The organism is Nonomuraea angiospora, from assembly GCF_014873145.1.
In the GTDB taxonomy this organism is placed as follows: Bacteria; Actinomycetota; Actinomycetes; order Streptosporangiales; family Streptosporangiaceae; genus Nonomuraea; species Nonomuraea angiospora.
On sequence record NZ_JADBEK010000001.1, the window covers coordinates 12,383,829 to 12,406,783 of the forward strand.

Consider the following 22,955-nt stretch of genomic DNA (forward strand, 5'->3'; position numbering starts at 1 on the left):
ATCCGGGGAAGGAGATTCATCGGAGGGCCGATATGCAGATCGACCGGGACGTGGTCCCCGACTATCCCTTGAGCTGGCAAGCCCGCGCCCTGACCAGTCTGATGTGGGGCACCCTGAAGCCGGCGTCCAGCGTGCTGATGCGCCATCCGCTGGCCCTGGTCTGCGCGGCCCGGCTCGGGGACCTCGGCCGCCTGGTGCGCGTACCCCAGCCCGAGCACGTCATCATCGAGCCCGCGGAGTTCTCGGCCTGCGGGGGCGAGTGGGTGCGGGGCAGGCCGGGGCTCGACGAGGGCAAGGCGGTGCTCTACTTCCACGGCGGCGGCTACTTCTCGTGCTCGCCGCGTACCCATCGGTCCATCACCTGGCGGCTGTCGGTGGCGGCCCGGCGGCCCGTGCTGGCGCTCGACTACCGGCAGGGGCCCGTGCACAAGCTGTCGGACTCGCTGACCGACGCGCTGGACGCGTACGAGTGCCTGCTGCGGCGCGGCCACGCGCCCGGGGACGTCATCCTGGCGGGGGACTCCGCGGGTGGTCACCTCACGCTGGCCACGTTGCTGGCACTGCGGGACCGGGAGCTGCCGATGCCCGGCGCGGCGATCTGCCTGTCGCCGTGGGCCGACCTGACCGACATCCCGCGGACCGCCAACCGCTGGCAGGACCCCATGCTCCCGGCCGGGCGGGTGCGCTGGCTGGCCCGCCGGTGGACCTCGGGCCTCGACCCGAGCGATCCGCTGGTCTCCCCGGTGCTCGGGGACTTCACGGGGCTGCCGCCGCTCATGATCGTTACCGGCTCGACCGAGGTGCTGCGGGACGAGGCCAGACGGGTGGCCGAGCGGGCGCGGCAGGCCAAGGTGCCGGTACGGTACGAAGAGTGGAACCGGATGCCGCACGCCTTCCCGATCCTGGCGGACGTGCTGCCCGAGGCGCGGCTGGCCTTCCGGCACATGGCGTACTTCCTGCGGGCCGTGGCCGCCCGCCGCGCGTCCAGAGGGGACATCGCGGCGGCGTGAGTTTTCGGCACTGCCCTTTTTGTGGTTCCCGGCGTACGCTGACAGCTTGGAGAACGTGTAAGGTTAGGTATACCTAACCTGAAGTCAGGGGGCTGTGCATGACCGAGAAGCCCACGGATCACCATCGTGGCGTCGTCCTGCGGACCGAGTGGATCTCGCGGCACATGGTCCGCGTCGTGGTCGGGGGCGACGGGCTGGCCGACTTCGCCACCGCCGGACTGACGGACCACTACGTCAAGCTGGTCTTCCCCTACGAAGGCGTCGAATACCCCACCCCGTTCAGCGTGAAGACCTGCCGCGAGACGATGCCGCGCGAGTTCTGGCCGCGGCTGCGGACCTACACCGTACGCGCCTGGGACCCCGACAGCCGCGAGCTGACCCTCGACTTCGTGGTGCACGGCGACGAGGGCCTGGCCGGCCCGTGGGCCGCCCAGGCCCGTCCCGGTGACGTCGTGCTCATGCTCGGACCCGGCGGCGGCTACGCGCCCGACCCCGAGGCCGACTGGCACCTGTTGGTCGGCGACGAGAGCGCGCTGCCGGCCATCGCGGCCGCGCTGGAGGGCCTGCCGGAGGGCGCGCAGGCGCACGTGCTGGTCGAGGTGGACGCGCCCGAGGACGAGCAGAAGCTCGAGACGGCCGCCGACGCCCGGATCACGTGGCTCTACCGCGGCGGCCGTCCCGTCGGCGAGAAGCTCGTGGCGGCGGTGCGGACGCTGGAGTTCCCCGAGGGGGACGTGCACGCGTTCGTGCACGGCGAGGCCGGCTTCGTCAAGGAGCTCCGCCGTCACCTGCGCGTCGAGCGGGGCATCGGGCTGGACCGGCTGTCCATCTCCGGATACTGGCGCTCGGGGGCCGACGACGAGGCGTGGCGCGCGATGAAGCGCGACTGGAACCGTCAGGTCGAGGCCGAGGAGGAGTCCGCGATCGCCTCCTAGGCCCGCAGGGCACGCCAGGGTCGAAACACCACTTCAGACCACTCAACCCCAGCACTTACTGACCCCAGAGGAACGAACGCCTTACCTCCAATACCCCTTATGGCAGACATGCGGAAAGCCTCCGCGGATCCGGCCACAGTGTGCTTTGCCGAGTCCCGGATCAGAGAGGCGAAACCCGTATGGCGCGTGGTGCTGGCGACATGCCTCCTGGCGTGCGGCCGCTTACGGTGGGCGACCCGGTCATCATCGGCCGATATCTGCTCCTCGGCCGCCTCGGCACGGGCGGGATGGGAGTGGTGTATCTGGCCGAACACCCTCGGGGTGGCCTGGTCGCACTCAAGACGCCGCATGCGGTGCATCTCAACGATGCCACCTTACGCGCGCGCTTCGCCGAGGAAGTGACTTTCTCGCGAAGATTGGTGCCGTTCTGCACGGCGGCGGTCCTGGAGGACGGCACCGACAAGGACCGTCCGTACCTGGTCACCGAGTACATCCCGGGTCCGGCGCTCTCCCAGGTCGTCGCGGCCAAGGGGCCGCTCACGCCCGATCTCGCGTACGGCGCGGCGCTCGGCGTGGCCGCCGCCCTGGTGGCGGTCCACGAGGCGGGCCTGGTGCACCGGGACCTCAAGCCCGGCAACGTGCTGCTGTCCACGCGGGGGCCGCGCGTCATCGACTTCGGCATCGCCCGCGACGTCGACACGCTGGCCGCGCACACGCAGGCCGGACAGGTCATGGGGAGCCCCGGGTGGGTCGCTCCCGAGCGGCTGACGGGTGGCCCGGCGGTGCCCGCGTCGGACGTGTTCGCGTGGGGGTGCGTGGTGGCGTTCGCGGCCACGGGGCACCACCCGTTCGGGGGCGGGGAGGCGGATGTGCTGACCCGGCGCATCCTGTTCGACCCGCCGCGCGTCGGGGGCGTGCCCGCCATGCTGCGGCCCGCCGTCGAGGCGGCGCTGGCCAAGGATCCCGCCGGCCGTCCCACGTCCGCCGAGCTGCTCCGGGCGCTGCTGGCCGCCGGGGGCGTCGGCGAGCCGTGGGATCTGCGGCAGGCGGTGGCCGGGGTGCTGGAGGAGATCTGGACGCCCGTGCCCTATCCGCCCGGCGGCGGGCGGGTACGTCTCGCCTCTCCGACCGGCGAGTCCGGGACGCCGGGGGAGGGTGTGGAGCGTTCCCGTACGCGCGGGCGCAGGGCCAAGGCCGGGGCGCAGCTGTCGCACGCCAGCTTCGCCGCCCTGGCCACGGTGTCCATCGCGGCCCTCACGGTGATCGCGGCGGGCGGCGACGGCACGAGCGTCGGAGGCGGCTCGCTGCTGCCGGTCGACCCGCCGATCGTGCGCTCCTACGGCAGCGCGGACTCGACCGTCCGCCCCCCGTCCACGCCCGCCGCCACCCTCCCGCCGACCAAGGCCGCCGCCCCGCCCACACCGGCGGGCACGCCCACGACGCCCGTCCCGCGCACCCGTACCAAGGCGCCGCTGACGGTGCGCAGCCCCTCGCCCGGCCGGCAGGACACGTTCGGGCCGGCCAGCAGCAGCGGACCGGGCGGCGAGGACCCCGGCGACTGCGCGAGCCCGATGCGCAGGCGCGGCGGCGCGGTCAGGAGGGACTGCCCGCAGCCGTCGCAGTCGATCAGCACGATCCCGCAGGACGGGCCCGGCGAGTCGCCGGACCCGTCCGTGTCCGTCCCGGAGACGCCGACGGCTACCGGATCTTAGACAGGTCGATCAGGTAGAGGTCGTCCCCGAGCGTGTAGCTGAGGAGCCTGCCGGTCGGATCCGTGGACGGCATACTGATCCAGTCGCCCTTTGATGGGATGCCCAGGTCGCCCGACTTGTCGGTGTCCAGGTCGTAGAGTCCCACGCCCTCGATCTTCCCTTCGCCGAACGTCGAGAGGTAGAAGCGGTCCTGCGTCGGCAGGTTCGGCGAGTGCACGGAGCGGGGCACGTCCTTCTGCGACGAGCCGTCCCGATGACGGAAGAAGGCCACGCCTTCCGCGGTCCTGCCCTGGCAGATGGTCACGCCGCAGAAACGCAGCTCCTCGCCGGGGTTGGTGACGGCCGTGCGGGTCTCGCCGGTTTCCACGTTCTGGATCCGGGCGTACGGCAGGCCCTGGGGCTCGCCCCCGCGCCCCGGCGCGCCGATCCACGGCCAGTCCAGCAGATGCATCCCGGCACCGCCCTGGACCGGCTCCACCGTGCCGCCCCCGAGAGGGACGGTGAAGACCCCTCCGGTGTACAGAGAGAAAACGATCTTGCCGTTGACCACGGCGAGTCTGTCGATTCCGCTGCCGTCGTCGGCCGTGTCGAGACGCTGGTCGGCGACGATCTTCGGGGTACCGCCGTCCAGCGGCACCGTCCAGAGGTGCGCGACGGAGTCCTTCGTCCCGGACCACCAGGCCACCTGGCCGCCGCCCACGGCGAAGCCGTTCGCGAAGCCCACCGTGTCCTCGGAAGCCGGGACGTCGGCGATCTTGCGTGGTGTGCCGGAGTCGAGGTCGTAGGCGTAGACGGCGTTGATCGTTCCGGATTCGCCTCCCTGGGCCTCCATGAGCAGCGTACGGTCGTCGACGAACGTCCGCGGCCGCCACGGCACCCCGTCGGGGGACTTCGCCGAGACCTTCCGCACCGCCTCCGGCCAGACCTTGTCCACCTGTCCGGCCGGCGCCTCGGTGTCGCGCCCGCTGGCGGGGACGGCCGTGATGGTGTCGCCGCCGCGCAGCACGGCCGTGGCCCCGGCCCCGGCCAGCACGACCGCCGCGGCGGCCAGCGCGATCCGGGCGCGCTGCCTCCTGCGCCGGTGGATCCGCTCCAGCCGCTGGGACAGCAGCGGGGGCATTCCCGGCGCCTGCTCGGCGGCGTGGCCGAGCGTCCTGCGCAGGGTCTCCTCAACCTCGGTCATCGTACGTTCCCCCTGGTCATCGGCTCACTCGGGAGGGCCACGCGCAGCTTGTCCAGCGCGCGGGCGGCCTGGCTGCGTACCGTGCCGCGGGAGATCCCGAGCACGGCGGCGATCTCGGCGTCGTCGAGCTGCTCGTAGTAGCGCAGCACCAGCACCGCGCGCTGCTTGCGCGGCAGCCCGGCCAGCGCCTGCCACATCCTGCGCTCGTCGCCGCTGGGCAGCGGGTCGTGGTGCTCGCCTTCCGGCAGGTCCCAGGCGAGCAGCTCGCGCCTGCGTAACCGCCAGGTGGCGATGTGCAGCCTGGCCATGGTGGTGCGCGCGTAGCTCTCCGGGTTCTCCTTCAGCCGCAGCCGGGACCAGGCGCCGCGCAGCTTCAGCAGCGCCTCCTGGACCAGGTCGGCCGCGTCGTGCGGATTGCCGGCCAGCACATAGCCGTAGCGCAGCAGCGCGTCGCCGCGTTCGGCGACGAACTCCGCGAAACGGGGATCACCTTCCAACAGACCTCGCCCTTCGTCGTTCCTTCACCTCCGAGAGGAACAGAGCGCGAAAACTGTTGCACGCCGCGCCGGGGCCAGGGGCGACACGTACGGCGGGCTACGCTCGGAGATGGATCGACTCTTCTGTGAAAGAAGACCATCATGAGTACGAAAGCGTTCCCGCTCACGCTGCGCGTCACGGTGAGCGGAGCGACGCCGGACGAGATCAGGGAGAAGGCCGTGGCCCGGGCGCTCAGCTTCTTCGGCCTTGGCACCGAGCTGGACGTCATCAGCGCCGAAGCCGAGCCCGACGCGGAGGCGGAGGGCCGCTACCGCGCCACCGTGCTCTTCCGGAAGGTCGCCTGACGAGCCGGGGGCTCGTGATCCGGCGGCGGCGTACGTGCGGCCCGGCCGCCGGCGTTCCGGGGTGAAAGCGAGGTGTGCTCGGGCTAACGGCCGGTGGACCAGGGCATCAGCTCGGCGACCACGGTCTTGCTCCACGGCCGGGCGAGAGAGCGCAGCTCCTCGCAGCCCGCGGCGCCGAGCGCGGTGTACGGCGCCATGCCCATCCGGTCCGTCGCCTCCTCGATCTCCTCGCGCCTCCTGCGGCCCTCCTCGGTGAGAGCTCCCTCGACGAGCCAGCCACGCTCCTCCAGCCTCCGCACGGCGGCGGCCCAGTCGGCCTCGGGCCACCCGCGCGTGCCTCGGAGCACCTCGGCCGTGACGGCGCCGGTCGCCGCGTGGGTGACCAGCGCCTCGATGCCGCTCAGCCCGGCCGCCAGGAGGGCGGCGAGATGACCGTCGCCGCGATACTCGCGCAGCAGGGTCTGGGCGTGCCAGAGCACCAGGTGGGGAGCCTCGGGCCAGGGCAGTGCCGCGTGCGCGGCATAAAGAGGCCGCCCGCTGAGCTCGCCCGCGACGCTCTCCGCCGCCCGGCGGGCCAGCGCCGCCGCCCGTGACATCTCCGGGGAGTCCACGGCGTCGCCCAGCACGCGGCGCAGCGTGGCGCCGGCCGATTCGAGCCGGGCGGCCAGGATGTCGGCCGGCGAGGCGATCCGCCAGGCGGCCGGGATCGCCCGCCGTACCAGGTCGGGGTTGAAGTTGTAGAAGGTCGCGATCACCGCTTCGGCGGGCACCGGACCGAGAGCGGCGGCTCGGGAGGCGAAGTATCCCATCCGGCCGCTCAGCCCGAGGCTCTCGTAGGCGGCGCTCGCCTCGGGGGAGAAGTAGATCATGCCGTGCAGGGGCTCCAGAGTGCGCCAGGTCCGGCGTTCCAGCGTCATGCCGCCGAAGATACCGACCAGTCAGTATGGGTGTCCACAGCCTCCCATGTCAGCGAAGCCACGCGTACAAGGCTCCTGTCACCGAGATGGCGCAGGCGAGGATGAACATGATCAGGGAAATCGGCGTGGTGAACGTGCGGTGGGGATTGCGCCGCACGAGACGGAGCGAATCCAGGTCCAGGGTCGCGGCCAGCCGATCCTCGATCTCCGCCATCGGCTGCAAGGCCAGCCGGGCAAGACCGCGGGAGCGCCAGCCCGCAAGTGCCGCCGCGACGGAGACCAGCGCCGCCACGAGCCCGACGGCGCCGGCTACGGCGTCGAGTTTGGCCTGGAGAGCGGCGACGTAGGCGGCGGAATTCACGGCAGTCGACACGAGGTAGAAGTTGAGGACCTGGAGTCCTTGGCTCATGCGGTACTCGTACCAGCGGGTGGCATGTTCCAGGGCGGCCACGAGCGACTCATGATCATTTTTTCCGGGCGGCGGCGGAACTGAGGGTAACCACTGAGCGAGCGCGGTCCGGACAGAGGAGATCGTTCTGCGCACCAAACCCTCCGTTGAAGGTCAGCCACTCCTCCAATGAGAGCACACCACACCATGAAAGTGGGCCGCGCCAGTGCTGGGGGAGACTGGCGCGGCCCGTTTCGCCGGGGAACCGCCGCATGCCCGGAGGGCGGTCCCGGCAGATCAGTGGGCGAACTGCTCCTCCTCCGTCGATCCCCGCAGCGCGGTCGTCGAGGAGTCGGGCGCCACTGCCGTGCTGATCAGGTCGAAGTAGCCGGTGCCGACCTCGCGCTGGTGCCGGGTCGCGGTGTAGCCGCGCGACTCGGCGGCGAACTCGGCCTCCTGCAGCTCCACGTACGCCGTCATGCCGTCCGCGGCGTACCCCTGGGCCAGGTCGAACATGCCGTAGTTCAGCGAGTGGAACCCGGCGAGCGTGATGAACTGGAACTTGTACCCCATGTGTCCCAGTTCCCGCTGGAACTTGGCGATGGTGGAGTCGTCCAGGTGCTTCTTCCAGTTGAACGACGGTGAGCAGTTGTAGGCGAGCATCTTGTCCGGGTACGCCGCCTTGATGGCCTCGGCGAACTCGCGGGCCACGTCCAGGTCGGGCGTGCTGGTCTCCATCCAGAGCAGGTCCGAGTACGGCGCGTACGCCAGGCCGCGGGCGATGCACGCCCCCAGCCCATTCCTGACCTGGTAGAAGCCCTCCGGGGTGCGCTCGCCGGTGGTGAACGCCTGGTCGCGCGGGTCCACGTCGCTGGTCAGGAGCGTCGCGGCCTGTGCGTCGGTCCGCGCGATGATCAGCGTGGGGACTCCGGCGACGTCCGCGGCGAGGCGGGCGGCGGTCAGGGTCTTGATGTGCTGGCCGGTCGGGATGAGCACCTTGCCGCCCAGGTGGCCGCACTTCTTCTCGGAGGCGAGCTGGTCCTCCCAGTGCACGCCCGCGGCGCCGGCCGCGATCATGCCCTTCATCAGCTCGAACGCGTTCAGCACCCCGCCGAACCCGGCCTCGGCGTCCGCCACGATCGGCGCGAGCCAGTGCGGGGCGTCGGTGTCGCCCTCCGACCAGGTGATCTGGTCGGCGCGCAGCAGCGCGTTGTTGATGCGGCGCACGACGGCGGGCACGGAGTTGGCCGGGTACAGGCTCTGGTCCGGGTACGTCTGCCCGCCCAGGTTCGCGTCCGCGGCGACCTGCCAGCCGGACAGGTAGATCGCCTTCAGTCCCGCCTTCACCTGCTGGACGGCCTGGTTGCCGGTCAGTGCGCCGAGGGCGTTGACGTAGTCCTCGCTGTTCAGCAGGTCCCACAGCCGGCCGGCGCCGAGCCGGGCCAGCGTGTGCTCCTCCTGGACGCTGCCGCGCAATCTGATCACGTCTTCGGCGCCGTAGGTGCGCTCGACGCCCTCCCAGCGAGGGTCGTTGTCCCATTCGTCCTGCAGCTGCTCAGCAGCTCCCTTGAGGCGATCGATCATTGTTCACTCCCTTGTCGTCCCCTGGGGCTCACTGCCGAGTGTGTGCCCTGGGAGGGGCCGCCCATAGTCATGAGCAGAGAGAAGAACGGCGAAAGTTTCCAGACTCTGCATTACCGGCGGGTATTCAACAGTGAAGAAATCGATAGTTTTCCCGTTGGCCTAGACCAATCCGAGCGACACGGCGGCCGGGCCCGACCTGTTCAGGAGACTAGAAAATGAGCCGAATTTCTGTCTAAGATGCCGACATGGCGCCCTTGCTAGGTGAAGAACCGCTGTCTTTGACGCAGGAGCTTGATCTGATCGCGTTCGGGCAGCGCCTCCGGCACCTGCGCAAACAGCGCGGCCTCACCCTGTCCGACCTGGGCTCGCGCGTCGGCAGAGCCCCCAGCCAGCTGTCGCTGCTGGAGAACGGCAAGCGCGAGCCCAAGCTCTCGCTGCTCAAGGGGCTGGCCTCCGCGCTGGGCGTGCCCATCGAGGAACTGCTGCGCCGCCAGCCGCCCAACCGCCGCGCCCAGCTGGAGATCGCGCTGGAGGAGGCGCAGCGCGACCCCATCTACGCCGGGCTCGGGCTGCCCCGGCTCAAGGTCTCCGCCCGCGTCCCCAACGACGTGCTCGAACACCTCCTCGGCCTGTACGGCGAGCTGCGCGCCAGGCAGGCCCGCGGCACCGCCACCCCGGAGGAGGCCAGGGCCGCCAACGCCGAGCTGCGGCGCAGGCAGCGCGAGGTCGGCAACTACTTCGGGGAGATCGAGGAGGCCGCCGCCAAGGCGCTGGCCGCGGTCGGCTACCGTACGGGCGCGCTGTCGCAGAGCATGATCCAGAGCCTGGTCACGCACTTCGGCTACACCGTGCACACCGCGCAGGACCTGCCGCGATCCGTACGTTCCATCACCGACCTCCGCAACCGCCGCATCTACGTCAAGCACGAGCAGCTCGGCATGCACACCCCGCGCACGATCCTGCTCCAGACGCTCGGCCACCTCGCGCTCGGCCACGACAAGCCCCGCGACTTCGCCGACTTCCTGCGCCAGCGCACCGAGGCGAACTACTTCGCCGCCGCCGTCCTCGTCCCCGAGAAGGCCGCCGCGCTCTACCTCCAGGAGGCCAAGGCCGACCGGGCGCTGTCGGTGGAGGACCTGCGGGACGTCTTCGCGGTGTCGTACGAGATGGCCGCCCACCGCTTCACCAACCTCGCCACCCACCACCTGGGTCTCGTCTGCCACTTCGTGCGCAACGACGCCGGTGGCACCATCTACAAGGCGTACGAGAACGACGGCATCGTCTTCCCGGCCGACGAGCAGGGGGCCATCGAGGGGCAGCGGATGTGCCTGCAGTGGTCGGGACGGCAGGTGTTCGCCTCGCCCGACCGGTTCTCGGTGTACTACCAGTACTCCGACTCGCCCACCGGGACCTATTTCTGCGTGGCGCACGTGGATCCCTCGCGGGAGCGGGACTTCGCCATCACGCTGGGGGTGCCGTACAAGGAGTCGCGCTGGTTCAGGGGCCGGGAGACCACCAGCCGTACCAAGTCCAACTGCCCCAACGGCGACTGCTGCCGCCGCCCGCCCGCCGAGCTGTCCGAGCGCTGGGAGGGCTACGCCTGGCCGTCCGCCCGTGCCAACTCCCACGTCCTGGCCGCGCTGCCGCCGGGGTCGTTCCCCGGGGTGGACGAGGCGGACGTGTACACGTTCCTGGAGCGTCACGCCGCCACCGCATAATCTGAAATGTGGGATACGGGGGGAGGGGTCGCATGCTGCCTGAAGTGCGAGGATGGTTGCGGCACCGTACTTCGTCCGCCGCGGACTGGCCGCTCCGGGACCTGAAGGCCGCCAAGGGGGAGACCACGGTCAGCGTGGTGCTCCCCGCCCGCGACGAGCGGGAGACCGTGGGCCAGATCGTCGGGGTGATCCGGCGCGAGCTGGACGGGCTCGTCGACGAGATCGTGGTGATCGATTCGCGTTCCTCCGACGACACGGCGCTGGTGGCGCGCCGCGCGGGGGCCTGCGTGCACGCCCAGGACGAGATCCTGCCGCGGCTCAAGCCGATGGACGGCAAGGGCGAGGCGCTGTGGAAGTCCCTCGCCGTGACCTCGGGGGACGTGCTGGTGTTCGTGGACGCCGACATCCGGAAATTTCGTGCTTCTCTGGTATTCGGCCTGCTCGGACCGCTGTTCGCGGACCCCACCGTGGTCTACACGAAAGGGTGTTATGACCGCCCCTTGCACGGCACCGCCAACGGCGGCGGCCGCGTCACGGAGCTGGTGGCCCGCCCGCTCATCAACCTCCACTGGCCGCAACTGGCCGGTTTCGTCCAGCCCCTGGCCGGGGAGTACGCCGGCCGCCGCTCGGCCCTGGAACGCGTGCCGTTCCTGACCGGTTACGGCGTGGAGCTGGGGCTGCTGATCGACCTGCTCGAACTGGCCGGGCTGGACGCGTTCGCGCAGGTGGACCTGGGCTCGCGCGAGCACGCTCCGCAGTCGACCGAGGCGCTCGGGAGGATGGCGTCCCAGATCATGCTGGCCGCCTGGTCACGCCTGCTGCGTCAGGGCAAGATCGAGACCCGCCACGAGCCGTCCGTCCGGCTGGCACAGTTCCGGAGGGGGCTGGACGGGCACGACATCCTGCTCCGCGACATCGGGATCGGCGAACGCCCACCCATGATCACCGTGACGCCCTGAACCCGATCACCGTGACTCCTTGAACCCCGACGTGACGAACGCGGCGATCTGGTCGCGCATGGCCTCGTGGTCGTCGGCCGCCTCGCCCAGGATGATGCGCCCGAGCTGGCGCATCATCGATGGGAACAGCGCCAGCCCGGTCATCATGAACACCATCCGGGCCACCTCCGGCGACGGCTCCACGCCCAGGCCCTCCGCCAGCGAGGCCGTCTTGCGGCGGCAGCGCTCCACCCGCACCTCCTGCCCGGCCGGCAGCCCCTCCTGGTCCCGGTAGTTGAGCGCCTCCCACATCAGCAGCCGCACCAGCTCGGGATGCGAGTGGTAGTAGTCCGTCAGCCGGGCCACGTAGTCGCCGGGATCGGCACCGGGGAGGGAGATCTGCGTCGTCAGGTCGTCGAGCGCCTCCTTGATGACCTCGTCGAACAGCTTCTCCTTGCTGCCGAAATGCCCGTAGATGCGCTCCTTGTTGACGCCGGCGCGCTCGGCGATGCGATCCACGCGGGCGCCCGCCACGCCGTACGCGGCGAACTCCTCCCGCGCGGCCTCCAGCAGGGCGGTGCGCGTGGCGGTGGTCGAGACCTTGGGTGCCATGCCGCCCATGATAGCCACCAACCAGTTGGTTGTTATCCAACCGAACAGTTGACATCCAACTAGTTGGTTGGCTACCGTCCCGACACATGACGACCACCTTTTCCCCCGCGCCACACGGCCTGGCGGCGACCTTGCCGGCCGGCTTGCCGTACGGGCGCACGCTGGCGGCCCTCACCCTCACCGCCGTGCTGGTCAGTGGCCAGCTGTACATCGTGATCCCGCTCCTGCACGACATGGCCGCCGGCTGGGGCGTCTCGGCCGGCGGGCTGACCTGGCTGGTGACCGCGTTCGGCATCGGGTACGGAGCCGGTTTCCTGATCTTCGGCCCGCTGTCCGACCGGTACGGCCGCCGCCGGATGCTGATGATCGGACTGCCGCTGGCCGCGCTCACCTCGGCGGCGGTGGCGTTGAGCCCGAACCCCGAAGTGGCGCTGGCGTTGCGGGCGGTACAGGGGCTGGCGGTGGCGATGTTCCCGCCTGCGGCTCTGGCGTACCTGGCGGAACGGGTCGAGCCGCGCCGCCGGGTGGGCGCGATCGCGGCGATCACCGGCGCGTTCCTCGCCTCGGCCGTGCTGCTCCAGGTCGCCGCCCAGCTGCTGGTGGACGTGATCGGCTGGCGCGGGCTGTTCCTGCTGTCGGCGGCCGGGTTCGTGCTGGCGTTCCTGGGCGTGCGGGCCGTCACGCTGCCCGACCTGCCGCGCGCGGGCGGCGGCTCGCCGCTGTCGGTCTACCGGGCGGTGCCGGGCCTGCTCTTCCACCGCGTCCTCGGCCTCCGGTACGTGGCCACGGTCATGCTGATGGCGGGTTTCGTGGCCGTTTACACCGGTCTGCAGATCTACGGCGTGTCCTCGTCCTCCGAGCTCCTCGCGCTCCGCGCGGCGGGGCTCCCGTCGATCGTCCTGGTGCCGCTGCTCATGCCCTGGCTGGCCCGGATCCACGCGCCGATCAGGGCGGCGGCGTTCCTGGCGGCCGGAGCCCTCGCCCTCGCCGCCGTCGGCCTCACCGGGACGGCCGTGCTGGTGCTGCTGCTGGCCGCCTACGTCGCCGCCATCACCGGCGGCCTGCCCAGCCTGAACGAGGCGATCTCCGCCGACGCCGGACCCGCCCGGGGGACCGCGCTGTCGCTGTTCTCCTTCGCGCTCGCGGTCGGCGGCAGCGTCGGCCCGCAGCTGGCCGCCGCGTTCGGGGGATTCACCCCGCTCCTGTACGGTCTCGCGATCGGCATGGCGCTGGCGGCCCTGGCCACCCTGCTCTCCGGGGTATTCCACCGTGTAGCTACTGACCGGTAAGGTGTTCTGTTACCACTGGTAACATCGGGTCGAGGAGGGTGCGCACATGACCGGCTTCTGCCCGGAACCCAGCGACGACGTGGTCGAGGTACGCGACTGGGTGCACGCCTTCGCCCGCGACGTGATCCGCCCGGCGGGCGCCGAATGGGACGAACGCGAGGAGACCCCCTGGCCGGTCATCCAGGAGGCGGCCAAGATCGGCCTCTACTCCCTCGACTTCTTCGCCACCCAGTGGTTCGAGGAGAGCGGGCTCGCGCTGCCCGTGGCGTTCGAGGAGATCTTCTGGGGCGACGCGGGCATCGGCCTGGCCATCGTCGGCACCGGCCTGGCCGCCGCCGCCCTCGCCGCGAACGGCACCCCCGAGCAGATGGGGGAGTGGCTGCCGCAGATGTTCGGCACGGAGAACGACGTCAAGCTGGGCGCCTTCTGCGCCTCCGAGCCCGACGCCGGCTCCGACGTCGGCGCCATCCGCACCCGCGCCGTCCAGGACGGCGGCGACTGGGTGCTGGACGGCGTCAAGACCTGGGCCACCAACGGCGGCATCGCGAACGTCCACGTGGTCGTCGCCTCCGTCGACCCCTCACTCGGCACCCGGGGACAGGCGTCTTTCGTCATCCCGCCCGGCACGCCCGGCCTGTCCATGGGCCAGAAGTTCCGCAAGCACGGGATCCGCGCCTCCCACACGGCCGAGGTCATCCTGGACGGCGTGCGCGTACCGGGCTCCTGCCTGCTCGGCGGCCAGGAGAAGCTGGACGCCCGGCTGTCCCGGGTCCGCAACGGGGAGCGGGCGGGGGAGCAGGCGGCGATGCGCACGTTCGAGACCACCCGCCCGTCGGTCGCCGCCATGGCCGTCGGGATCGCGCGGGCCGCCTTCGAGTACGCCAGGGACTACGCCCGCGAGCGGGAGCAGTTCGGCCGCAAGATCGGCGAGAACCAGGCGATCGCCTTCCTCCTCGCCGAGATGGCGACCCGGGTGGACATGGCCCGCCTGCTGACCTGGCGGGCCGCCTGGATGGCCCGCAACGGCAGGCAGTTCTCCCAGGCGGAGGGGTCGATGTCGAAGCTGGTGGCGGGGGAGACGGCGGTGTGGGTGACGGAGCAGGCGATCCAGATCCTGGGCGGCGCCGGATACACCAGGGAGCACCCGGTGGAGCGCTTCCACCGGGACGCCAAGATCTACACGATTTTTGAGGGGACGTCGGAGATCCAGCGCCTGATCATCGGCCGCGCCGTCACCGGCCTGCAGGTTCGCTGAAAATGCGACGGAACGTCAGTCCGGCGGCGGAGGTTGTGCCGCAAATGGAGTGATCAAATTCCGCTGGGAACGACTCGGCCAGCGCGTTGTCCCAGCACTGACCGGTTCGACCGGCCGGCAACCGCACCCCCGGCCGTGCGGCCAGGGCGGTGTAGTCGGCGCTGGTGTACTGGCAGCCCTTGTCCGACTCGGTCGGTAGTTCCCGGGAACTAGACAGGTCAGTGCCCGTGGGCGATGTGGCGTCCACGGTCGGATTCCTAGGCTCAAGGCCGTGATCAAACGTCTGGCCCTGGCCCTGCTCGTGCTCGCGGCCCTGCTCGCCTGGCCGTCCCCCGCGACCGCGCACGGCAGGTCCGCCGAGGCCGACGTGCGTTTCGCGCAGACGATCGCCGGCATGGAACTCACTGTCGTGGTGCGGGCGAGCATCCGGGTGCCCGCGCCGCTGCAGGTGGACGTGGTCGCGCACGACCCTGGCCGGGGCGGTCCGGTCGAACTGGCCGTCCGCTCGGTCGAGGACGGAGCTTCGTCCGCGGCCTCGGTACGGATCGAGGCGGGGCGCCCCGGCATGTACCCGGCGATCCTGCGGGCCGGGCGGGTTGGGCCTCACGAGTTGGAGGTGCGGGCGGGTGCGGAACGGTCGGTGCTGCCGTTCACCCTGTCGGTCCCGCGCGCGCCGCTGTGGGAGGTGATCGTGTACGCGTCCTTCGCCTGCGCGGCGGTGGCGCTGATCGGCGCGCTGGTAGGAGCGGCGCTGCGGCGCAGGGCGGTCGCGTCGGGGTTCGCGGGGGCGTTCGCGGTCGCCATCGTGGTGGCGTTCACCACCGGAGCGCTTTCGCCCTGGTTCGCTCCGGAGGGGGCGCCTGATCCGCGGACGCTCACCCGTCCGAACGCACAACCGCTGGTGGAGGTGGCGCCGGGGCGGCCCGGGCTCGGGGCGGCCTTCCGGCTGCGGGTGACGCTGTTCGACGGCTCCACCGGAGGTCTGGCGGACGACCTGGCCGAACACCACGCCGCCCTGACGCACCTCGTTGTGACCAGTGACGACGGCCGCTTCTTCCGGCACGTGCACCCAATCAGAATCGCGCCGGGCGTCTACGAGGTGGGGCTGCGCGCCGAGCGGCCGGGAAGACACCACGCGTACGCCGAGTTCGAACGCACCGGCGCGGGCGGCCAGCTCGTGTCGGGCGCGTTCACCGTGGACGGCACCGGCCATCCCGGGCATGCCGGCCATCCGGCGCCCACCGGGGCCGCGCCGGTGACCGAACCCGCGCGGCCGGTCGCCGGGCGGCCGGTTCGCATCACGCTCGACACCGGCGCCACCGCCCTGCGGCCATGGCTCGGCATGGCCGGTCACCTGATCGTGCGCAGTCAGGACAGCGGTTACCTCGGCCACGTCCACGAGGCCCGGTCGATGGCCGACGCCACCGCCGTCCCGGCGCCGGACGAGTCAGTCGCCCGCTACGGGCCACGGCTGGAGTTCGTCTTCAGCTTCCCCCGGCCAGGCCGCTACTCGGCCTGGATCCAGTACGTCCGGGACTACCGGATCGTCACCGTGCCCCACGTCATCGAGGTGGCCGAGGAAGGGAGCGGGCGATGAGCCGGCGACGCGGGTATGTCGTCCTGCCCCTGCTGCTGATCGCGGCCGGGGTCGCCTGGCTCGTTCTCGGGGGTCCCGCCCCCGGCCCGGCCGAGCTGCACGGCAGAGGCACCCGCCACGCCGTCACGGTGCGCCTGGAACCCCGTCCCGGCCTCCTCGAAGCGCGCGTCGAGATCCACCCGGCCGCCCCCGCCGAGGTCTCGGTCTTCGCGGTGATGCCGCACATGGGGCACACCACGCCCGAGATCGCCGCCCGGGGCGACGGGCCGGGCCGCTACGTGGCCCGCGGCGAGCTGTTCACCATGACGGGCGTCTGGGAGATCGGCGTCCGGGTGCGGGACACCTCAGGTACCGAGGTCATCAAGGTCACCACACTGGTTGGAGAATAGGAGAGAATCCGAATGTCACCCGAACCTTCGCACTTACCCCGCCGGGAAGTCACCGGCGCCTGGTTCCTGCTCCTCGGCTATGCCACGTTGCTGACCGGCATGGTGTGGGACGGGCAGTGGCACGGCGACGTCGGTCCCGACAACTTCTGGACCGCCCCCCACCTGCTCCTCTACGCGGGCACCGGCGTCATCGGGCTCACCTGCCTGATCGTGGTGCTGCTGTCCACCTGGGGGCGTGGCCCGGCCACCGGCACGCCGTCGGTGACGGTGTTCCGCACGTTCCGGGCGCCGTGGCCGTTCCTCGTGGGCGGGCTCGGCGCCTCGGGCAACCTCCTGTACGCGGGCTCCGACCTGTGGTGGCACGAGGTGTACGGCTTCGACATCGCCGCCGGGCCCACCCCGTCGCATTTCGGGCTCGGCCTGTCCATCCAGGTCGAGATCTTCGCCATGATCATGGCATTCGCCGTGCTGCGGCGCACCCGCTCCGAACGGTGGGGTCTGGCACTGGCCGTCGGTCTGGCCACCCTCGGTTCGACGTCGGCGTTCGGCATGGTTTCCGAGCTGGTCTTCGAATGGCTGCCCGGGATCGCGCCGCGTGTGCTCGGGCTGGGCGCGGCCGCCGCGCTCATTCTGAGCCTGGTCGTCGGGCTTGCCCGATCCTGGCACTGGCCCGCCGCCACTGGGCTGACGTTCGTGCTCGTCCAGGGCGGGCTGTCGCTGTTCGCCCCGGCCGCCACCCGCTGGTACGCCGAGGCGATCGGCCAGCCGATGCGCGACTACGCCGCGAACCTGCCGCAGGCTCTGATCGGGTTCCCGGCCACGTACCCGCTCGTCGCGCTGCTGGCCGGCGCCATGACGGCCTGGGCGGTGCGGCGCGGCGTGCACCCGGGACGGATCGCGGTGGCGGCCGGCGCGCTGGCCGGCGTCAACACGGCTCTCTTCTACGGCGGGATCGGCATCATGGAGATGAACCTGCCGGTCACCCTGCTCGCGGCGACCGCCCTTGGCACGGTGATGGGCTCGCTGGGCTGGCAGTGCGCCGTTCTGCTGCGCCGCTTCGGCGAGCGCGCGGCCTCCGTCCCGCAGGTGGTGACGGCATGAAGCGCATCCTGGTGATCCCGGCGGTGGCCCTGGCAGTCCTGGCCGTCGCGGGCCCGGCCGCCGCCGCCCCGCTGCCGGGCGAGATCGTGCACACCGAGACCGTCTCCATGAGCGACGGCGCCCCGATCACCGTAGGGTTCACAAAGTGGCCGATCCGCTCCCTGCAGTCGCTCGACTTCACCTTCGAGCCGGCCGGCGGCATCGACGGGCGCACCGGCCTGCTCACGACCGTGTCGCCCAGCGGCGACCGCCGAGGGTTGAAGGGCATCGTCCTGCAGCGTCGTGGCGATGCCATCGTGCTACCGCGGCACCCCCGGGCGGATCAGGTCTGGGGGCTGGACGTCGTCTCACTGCCGGAGGAGGGCACATGGCGGTTCGAGTTCGCCGTGGAGAACGCGGGCAGGACCTCCAGCGGGGTCCTGCCGATCCAGGCGATCGAGCAGCCCGGCCCGCCGCTCGGGCTGAGCTGGACGATCGCGTTGCTGCCCTGGGCGCCGGTGGTGGCGTTGGCGGCGGCCGGCTGGATGCGCACGCGGGCGATCAGGCGCGGCGCGAAACCCGGATGGAGTGGCTGAGCGACGGCGTCCCGGCCCTGCTGCCGCCGCTGGTCGGCTGGCTGGTCGCGCCCGGTGCCGACCTGGGCCTGCAACTGGCCCTGACCGGCGCCCAGTCGGTGGCCCTGACGTGGTCACGCCGCTTCCCGCTCACCGTCCTGGGCGCGAGCGTCGCCCTGGAACTGATGCTGATCCTGGTCAAGATGCCCGTCCTGGTCGCTCCCCTCGTCGCCGCGTCCCGCCTCGGGGCGTGGGGCCGGGGAGCCCACAGGGTGATCGGCGTCGCGGCGGTGCTGGCGCTGCTGGGCATCGGTCTGCCGGTCACGCTGGTGTCCCTTGGCGATCCGGTGCGGGTCGTGGTGACGTACGCGGCGGCGGCGGTGCTCGTCGTCGGGTTCTGGGCCATGGGGCGGCTGGACGGGCGGCGGCGTGACCGCATCCACGAGTTGCAGGCCCGCTCGCGGCGGCTGGAGGCCGAGCGCGAGCTCGCCGAGCGGCGCGCGGCCGAACGCGAGCGGACGCTGCTGGCCAGGGAGCTGCACGACATCCTCAACCACTCGATCACCACCATGGTGGTGGACGCCGAAGCGGGCGCCGACACGCGTGACGACATGGAGGAGACGCTGCGGCGCGTGGCCCGCACCGGCCGGGAGTCGCTGGCCGAGCTGCGGCGGCTGCTCGGCGTGCTCAGACAGGCGCCGCCCGGCCACGACCCGCTCGCCCCGCCCCCACGGCTGGAACACCTCGACGCCCTTGTGGCGGCCATCCCACCGGGCGGGCCGCGGGCGACGCTGACCCGCTCGGGCGCCGTACGCCAGGTCGACACCAGCATCGAACTGGCCGCCTACCGCGTCGTCCAGGAAGCGCTGACCAACGTCGCCAAGCACGCCGGCCCCGTGGACGTGCGCGTGCTGCTGCACTACGACGCCACCCGCCTGACGGTCACGATCACCAACCCGGTGACGTCCAGGCCCATCGGCACGGCGGGCGGAGTGGGGCTGGTCGGCATGCGCGAACGCGTCGGACTGCTCGGCGGCTCGGTACAGGTGCGCGCGGGGCGCGAGACGTTCGAGGTGCGCGCGACGCTGCCGCTACGGGAAGTGCCATGACCGTCATCCGCGTCCTGGTCTGCGATGACGAGCAACTCCTGCGCGAGGCGCTGGTCCGCCTGGTCGGGGCCGCCGACGACCTGAGCGTGGTGGCCGCCGTGGGCGACGGCGCCACCGCCGTGGCCGCCGCCGCGGAGCTCCGGCCGGACGTGGTGCTCATGGATGTCCGGCTACCCGGAATGGACGGCATCGAGGCCACCCGCCGCATCGTCGGCGGGCCCAGCCGAGTCCTCATTCTCACGACGTACGACCTGGACAGCTACGTCTACGCCGGCCTGCAGGCCGGCGCCAGCGGGTTCCTGCTCAAGGACGCGCCGGGTGAGCGCATCCGCGACGGCATCAGGATCGTCGCCGCCGGCCAGTCGGTGCTGGCGCCGGAGGCGACGACCCGGATGATCGAGGCGTTGCAACCCGCGCTGCCCACCGAGGCCGACCGGGTCCTCCTGGCGGCGGCGGAGCGGCTCACCGACCGCGAGCGGCAGGTGTGCGAGCTGATCACCGAGGGCCTGTCCAACGACGAGATCGCCCGCCGGCTCGTCATCAGCCGCTACACCGTGAAGGTGCACGTGTCGAGCATCCTGACCAAGCTCGACCTTCCGGACCGGGTGCACGTGCTGCTGTCGTGGACGCGGCTGCGCGGTCTGCGCCTGCCATGAGGCCGATGCGCGGAACGCACGACTGGTCGGCCAGGCCAAGCACCGCAAGCTCGCCCCGGCCTGCTGGTTGGCCGGCACCGCCAGCCGTGGCGCTCAGAGCACCGTGGTGACCTTGAGCGCCCATTCGCGCTGTCTCCCTAGGGTGTCGTCCACCCAGGCGATCACCGGCCGCCCCCGGCCGTCCAGGGTCATGGTCAAGACGCTGCCGAGGCTGTTGCGGATCCTGGCCGCGACGGCGGTCTCGCACTTGCCGCCCGAGCAGGTGGCCAGCACGATCTGCCGGGCCTTGGGATCCTGGTAGGCCACCAGCGCCCGCCCGGCCTTGTCCACTGCCAGGGCCGGCAGCCAACGGGCGAGAGCCGGACCCGCCAGCGCGACCTTGTCGATCTGAGCGCAGGTCCGGTCCCGGCAGTCGAGCAGGCTGATCGAGCCGTCCATCACGTCGCGGCGTACGATGACCGGCCGCCCGTCTGCGCGCATGGCCATGGTCAAATGGCCGCGCTTGTCGCTGGCATACATGTACCTCAAAAAGTCGCCATCGGCATCTTCCTTGTCGCTGCCCTCCTCGGGCTTTGCCACCCGCGGGGTCGTGCAGGCCGCGTCGGCGCAGGCGATCACGAACATGGCGCCGGTCTTGGAGTCGGCACGCGCGGCCACCGGCCGATCGTCCGCGCCGACCACGAGCGCCAGGACGTCATCCTCGTAACTCCCGAAGTCCGCGTCCAGAGTGGCGGACATCCTGCGTTCGGGCCGGGAACAGATCGGGTCGTCGCAGTACGTAAACGAAACCGTCTCCGAATCCGGCTCGTCCCGGCTGCCCTCGTTCTCGCGCGTTTGCGCGATGACCAGGCCGCCGTTCGGCCGTACGGCGATGGCCACGGGGTCGGTGTTTCCGAATACGTAACCGTCGGGCTCGGAGAGCGGCTTGCCCCCCTCAGGGGACCTGCACCCTTCCCGGTCGCAGATCAGCAGGCCGAGCCGGACCATGGGGACGCGCCCGGGCGAGTCGCCGGGGTTCTTCGTCCAGACGGCCAGGACTAGGCGCCCGTCGGCCAGCCGCGCGCTGCCCACCACAGGTCCGAACTGGTTCGGCCCGCGTGGATACGTGAGGGTGTTGTCGCGGCAGTCGGCATCCTCGCAGGTGAGCACGCTGGTCCTGATCCCGCTGCGGTGGCTGAGTGTGTTGTTCATGACCATCGTCAGCGGCCGGTCAGTGCCGGAGTACAGGGCACGCAGGTCAACGGAGTAGGGGCCGAGGCCGCCGCCGCCCGAGCTTTCCGAGTCCCGCGTCCATCCCTCCGCCAGGGTCTTCTCCGTGACCTCCACCCAGCCGAGCGGGTTGATCAGGGCGACGCCGCCGTACAGCAGACCCGGCAGCGCCAGCGCCGCGACCACCCGGACGGGCCTGGCGGGAACGGGAGGACCGTGCGGGAGCAGGCGCAAGACCTCCTCGGACACCCTTTCCCGCTCGCTCTCGTCCGGCAGGAACAAGAACATCCTGGCCAGCACGACCGCCTGGAAGACAGTGGCCAGCACGCCCACCAGGCCGTACCCCACACCCGTGACGGCCGCCGCGATCGAGTCGGGCAACTGCGGCATGAGCCGGTCCAGTCCCTGCCAGGCGAGCGCGGGCACTCCCAGCACGCCCACGAGCAGCGTGACCCCGCCATACGCCAGCCGGTCGCCCAGGCGCCAACCGCGGCCGAGCGCCCGCCATCCCGAACGCCCTTCCAGGATCACGGCCGGCACGGCCAGCAGGAACGGCGCCGCGAGCGCCGCGAACCCCAGCATGACAAGGATCGCCAGCCACACCTGAGCGGTCACCCAGGCCACGCCGAGCCCGGCGGCCACGATCGCCACCCACCCGAGCAGCATGATCGCACCGGCCGCGAGCATGGCGGGCGCGCGCCGTAGCGCGGTCCGCAGCGCGACGGACGGCGACACGGAGCGGTCGAGCATCAGCCCCGCCGCCATCAGCACAGTCGCGGGCAGCACCACGGCGTGCGCGAGCATCGAGACGACCCCCATCGCGACCGTCCAGCCCACCAACGGTCCAGGGAGCGCGGACAGCAGCGCGAACTGCCCGTTGACCAGGCCGCCCGCATCCCCGACCAGCGGCATGGCTGCCAGGTACACCACGATGGCCGCCGGTAACGACGCGATGAGGGCGGGCCCTGCCAGGCGTGCCAGGTGCCGTCCCGTCCACCGAGCGCTCTGCAACAGGACACTGGTGCGCCATATATGTCCGACGGTGTCAGAGATGGTCATCCCGGAGATTCTCCCACCGAAGATCTTCGTCCGCGCGATGCCAGCTCACTCGGTCCTCACCCCGCGCCCGTGCCGACCTTGTCGGCGATCGCCTTGGCCGCGTCCAGCGCGCCTCTGGCCAGCCGGCCCTCGGGGTCCCCGGTGACTCTGCGGTCATACCTGACCTCGATCACCGCGTTGCTCAGCCGGACGCCCACGACCGCCGTGGTGGGCCCCCTGCCTGTGCCACCGGGCATCGTCCACCTCGTGACATAGGAATCATCCCCGATCGCCGGGTCGGCCTTGGCATATCCCCTGGGTATCAACTCCGCCTTGTACCGGCGCGCGATCAACTGCTCATGCGCCTTCGCCACCCCCTCGGGGAACACCTTGGCGTACACCTTCACAGTGAAGCTCATGTTGTCGGGAAGCGAGGTTCCGTACTCGGGCGTGGTGTTCCACTCGCACTCCTCCTTGTAGATCTGCGACTTCCTCGGGAAGAGGACGAGCTTGGCCAGCAGGTCCTCGGTGAGGAGGCCACACGGATCCAGCTCCTTGGTGAACTTCGCCTCCCCGGTCGGGACCGGCTCGCTCGTCGAGGGTTGCGCCTGGGGGACGTCTGTTGCCGGGGGACGGTCGGTCGCGCTGCGCACCGGAGCGGGGGCCGTCGTGGCCGCGGAGGCGGTCGGGACCTGCGGCCGCTCCCGCGTCAGGAGGAAGGCGATCGTGAACACCATCAGCACGAGCACCGCCATGGCCCCGCTGAGCAGGACTGGCGTCATCCGGATGCCGGGTCGTGGGGGACGGGGCTGGGTCGGTCGATCGTTCATCTCGTTCGCGGCGCGGAGATCCGGTTCTTCGGTAACCGGGCGAAACGCCACGTCTCCTCTCGGGGGCTCTGGGGAAGGTGCTCGGTTGT

General features: G+C 71.3%; 22 protein-coding genes. 14 read left to right on the forward strand and 8 right to left on the reverse strand.

The annotated features are described in order from the left end of the window. Nucleotides 1–32 precede the first annotated feature (32 nt). The 3 genes from H4W80_RS56815 to H4W80_RS56825 all read left to right on the forward strand — a co-directional run bounded on the left by H4W80_RS56815 (nucleotide 33) and on the right by H4W80_RS56825 (nucleotide 3,657). Nucleotides 33–1,010 (forward strand): alpha/beta hydrolase, encoded by a 978-nt coding sequence (locus H4W80_RS56815; protein ID WP_225964250.1) that lies wholly within the window; start codon nucleotides 33–35, stop codon nucleotides 1,008–1,010. 98 nt (nucleotides 1,011–1,108) lie between these two features. Beyond that, the gene (locus H4W80_RS56820; protein ID WP_192792626.1) at nucleotides 1,109–1,945 is read left to right on the forward strand and encodes a siderophore-interacting protein; all 837 of its coding nucleotides are present in this window, start codon (nucleotides 1,109–1,111) and stop codon (nucleotides 1,943–1,945) included. Nucleotides 1,946–2,157: 212 nt separating this feature from the next. Then, the gene (locus H4W80_RS56825) at nucleotides 2,158–3,657 is read left to right on the forward strand and encodes a protein kinase domain-containing protein (RefSeq protein ID WP_192792627.1); all 1,500 of its coding nucleotides are present in this window, start codon (nucleotides 2,158–2,160) and stop codon (nucleotides 3,655–3,657) included. Here the strand turns inward: H4W80_RS56825 and H4W80_RS56830 are convergent. Both H4W80_RS56830 and H4W80_RS56835 read right to left on the reverse strand, forming a co-directional pair. Further along, the gene (locus tag H4W80_RS56830; RefSeq protein ID WP_192792628.1) at nucleotides 3,644–4,840 is read right to left on the reverse strand and encodes a TolB-like translocation protein; all 1,197 of its coding nucleotides are present in this window, start codon (nucleotides 4,838–4,840) and stop codon (nucleotides 3,644–3,646) included. The genes H4W80_RS56825 and H4W80_RS56830 overlap by 14 nt on opposite strands. Continuing rightward, nucleotides 4,837–5,337 carry a SigE family RNA polymerase sigma factor gene (locus H4W80_RS56835; RefSeq protein ID WP_192792629.1) on the reverse strand — a complete coding sequence of 167 codons (501 nt, stop codon included), beginning with the start codon at nucleotides 5,335–5,337 and terminating at the stop codon, nucleotides 4,837–4,839. The genes H4W80_RS56830 and H4W80_RS56835 overlap by 4 nt, the downstream gene beginning before the upstream one ends. A 141-nt stretch (nucleotides 5,338–5,478) precedes the next feature. Here H4W80_RS56835 and H4W80_RS56840 point away from each other — a divergent pair, with 141 nt between their 5' ends. Further along, nucleotides 5,479–5,682, forward strand: coding sequence for a hypothetical protein (locus H4W80_RS56840; protein WP_192792630.1), 204 nt, complete (start codon nucleotides 5,479–5,481; stop codon nucleotides 5,680–5,682). 83 nt (nucleotides 5,683–5,765) lie between these two features. Here the strand turns inward: H4W80_RS56840 and H4W80_RS56845 are convergent, their stop codons facing one another. From H4W80_RS56845 to aceA, 3 genes are all read right to left on the reverse strand, one after another. Beyond that, nucleotides 5,766–6,599 carry an SCO6745 family protein gene (locus H4W80_RS56845; RefSeq protein WP_192792631.1) on the reverse strand — a complete coding sequence of 278 codons (834 nt, stop codon included), beginning with the start codon at nucleotides 6,597–6,599 and terminating at the stop codon, nucleotides 5,766–5,768. Nucleotides 6,600–6,648: 49 nt separating this feature from the next. After that, nucleotides 6,649–7,050 carry a hypothetical protein gene (locus H4W80_RS56850; RefSeq protein ID WP_192792632.1) on the reverse strand — a complete coding sequence of 134 codons (402 nt, stop codon included), beginning with the start codon at nucleotides 7,048–7,050 and terminating at the stop codon, nucleotides 6,649–6,651. 234 nt (nucleotides 7,051–7,284) lie between these two features. Beyond that, a complete protein-coding gene (gene aceA / locus H4W80_RS56855; protein WP_192792633.1) occupies nucleotides 7,285–8,571 on the reverse strand; it encodes an isocitrate lyase in 1,287 nt (428 codons plus the stop codon). A 278-nt stretch (nucleotides 8,572–8,849) separates the two neighbouring features. Between aceA and H4W80_RS56860 the strand changes: the two genes are divergently transcribed. After that, complete coding sequence (locus tag H4W80_RS56860; protein WP_192794366.1) at nucleotides 8,850–10,289, forward strand: helix-turn-helix transcriptional regulator; 1,440 nt, start codon at nucleotides 8,850–8,852, stop codon at nucleotides 10,287–10,289. A 32-nt stretch (nucleotides 10,290–10,321) separates the two neighbouring features. Next, nucleotides 10,322–11,248, forward strand: a complete 927-nt coding sequence (locus tag H4W80_RS56865; RefSeq protein ID WP_192792634.1) for a glucosyl-3-phosphoglycerate synthase — start codon at nucleotides 10,322–10,324, stop codon at nucleotides 11,246–11,248. A 6-nt stretch (nucleotides 11,249–11,254) separates the two neighbouring features. On the opposite strand, the gene H4W80_RS56870 is transcribed toward H4W80_RS56865, so the two are convergent. Further along, a complete protein-coding gene (locus H4W80_RS56870) occupies nucleotides 11,255–11,839 on the reverse strand; it encodes a TetR/AcrR family transcriptional regulator (RefSeq protein WP_192792635.1) in 585 nt (194 codons plus the stop codon). A gap of 86 nt (nucleotides 11,840–11,925) precedes the next feature. Between H4W80_RS56870 and H4W80_RS56875 the strand changes: the two genes are divergently transcribed. From H4W80_RS56875 to H4W80_RS56910, 8 genes are all read left to right on the forward strand, one after another. Continuing rightward, nucleotides 11,926–13,128, forward strand: a complete 1,203-nt coding sequence (locus tag H4W80_RS56875) for an MFS transporter (RefSeq protein WP_192792636.1) — start codon at nucleotides 11,926–11,928, stop codon at nucleotides 13,126–13,128. Between the two features lie 46 nt (nucleotides 13,129–13,174). Beyond that, the gene (locus H4W80_RS56880; RefSeq protein ID WP_192792637.1) at nucleotides 13,175–14,383 is read left to right on the forward strand and encodes an acyl-CoA dehydrogenase family protein; all 1,209 of its coding nucleotides are present in this window, start codon (nucleotides 13,175–13,177) and stop codon (nucleotides 14,381–14,383) included. A gap of 271 nt (nucleotides 14,384–14,654) precedes the next feature. After that, the gene (locus H4W80_RS56885; protein WP_192792638.1) at nucleotides 14,655–15,980 is read left to right on the forward strand and encodes a hypothetical protein; all 1,326 of its coding nucleotides are present in this window, start codon (nucleotides 14,655–14,657) and stop codon (nucleotides 15,978–15,980) included. Next, nucleotides 15,977–16,369, forward strand: a complete 393-nt coding sequence (locus H4W80_RS56890; protein WP_192792639.1) for a hypothetical protein — start codon at nucleotides 15,977–15,979, stop codon at nucleotides 16,367–16,369. Before H4W80_RS56885 ends, H4W80_RS56890 begins: the two co-directional genes overlap by 4 nt. A gap of 12 nt (nucleotides 16,370–16,381) precedes the next feature. After that, entirely contained in the window at nucleotides 16,382–17,470 is a 1,089-nt protein-coding gene (locus tag H4W80_RS56895) for a hypothetical protein (RefSeq protein WP_192792640.1), read from the forward strand. Then, a complete protein-coding gene (locus H4W80_RS56900; protein ID WP_225964252.1) occupies nucleotides 17,467–18,045 on the forward strand; it encodes a hypothetical protein in 579 nt (192 codons plus the stop codon). Before H4W80_RS56895 ends, H4W80_RS56900 begins: the two co-directional genes overlap by 4 nt. Then, nucleotides 18,033–19,133 (forward strand): sensor histidine kinase, encoded by a 1,101-nt coding sequence (locus tag H4W80_RS56905; protein WP_192792641.1) that lies wholly within the window; start codon nucleotides 18,033–18,035, stop codon nucleotides 19,131–19,133. The genes H4W80_RS56900 and H4W80_RS56905 overlap by 13 nt, the downstream gene beginning before the upstream one ends. After that, the gene (locus H4W80_RS56910) at nucleotides 19,130–19,789 is read left to right on the forward strand and encodes a response regulator (protein WP_192792642.1); all 660 of its coding nucleotides are present in this window, start codon (nucleotides 19,130–19,132) and stop codon (nucleotides 19,787–19,789) included. Before H4W80_RS56905 ends, H4W80_RS56910 begins: the two co-directional genes overlap by 4 nt. A 93-nt stretch (nucleotides 19,790–19,882) precedes the next feature. Here the strand turns inward: H4W80_RS56910 and H4W80_RS56915 are convergent, their stop codons facing one another. Continuing rightward, complete coding sequence (locus tag H4W80_RS56915; RefSeq protein WP_192792643.1) at nucleotides 19,883–22,057, reverse strand: hypothetical protein; 2,175 nt, start codon at nucleotides 22,055–22,057, stop codon at nucleotides 19,883–19,885. Between the two features lie 56 nt (nucleotides 22,058–22,113). Continuing rightward, the gene (locus tag H4W80_RS56920; protein WP_192792644.1) at nucleotides 22,114–22,818 is read right to left on the reverse strand and encodes a hypothetical protein; all 705 of its coding nucleotides are present in this window, start codon (nucleotides 22,816–22,818) and stop codon (nucleotides 22,114–22,116) included. Between the last annotated feature and the right edge of the window lie 137 nt (nucleotides 22,819–22,955).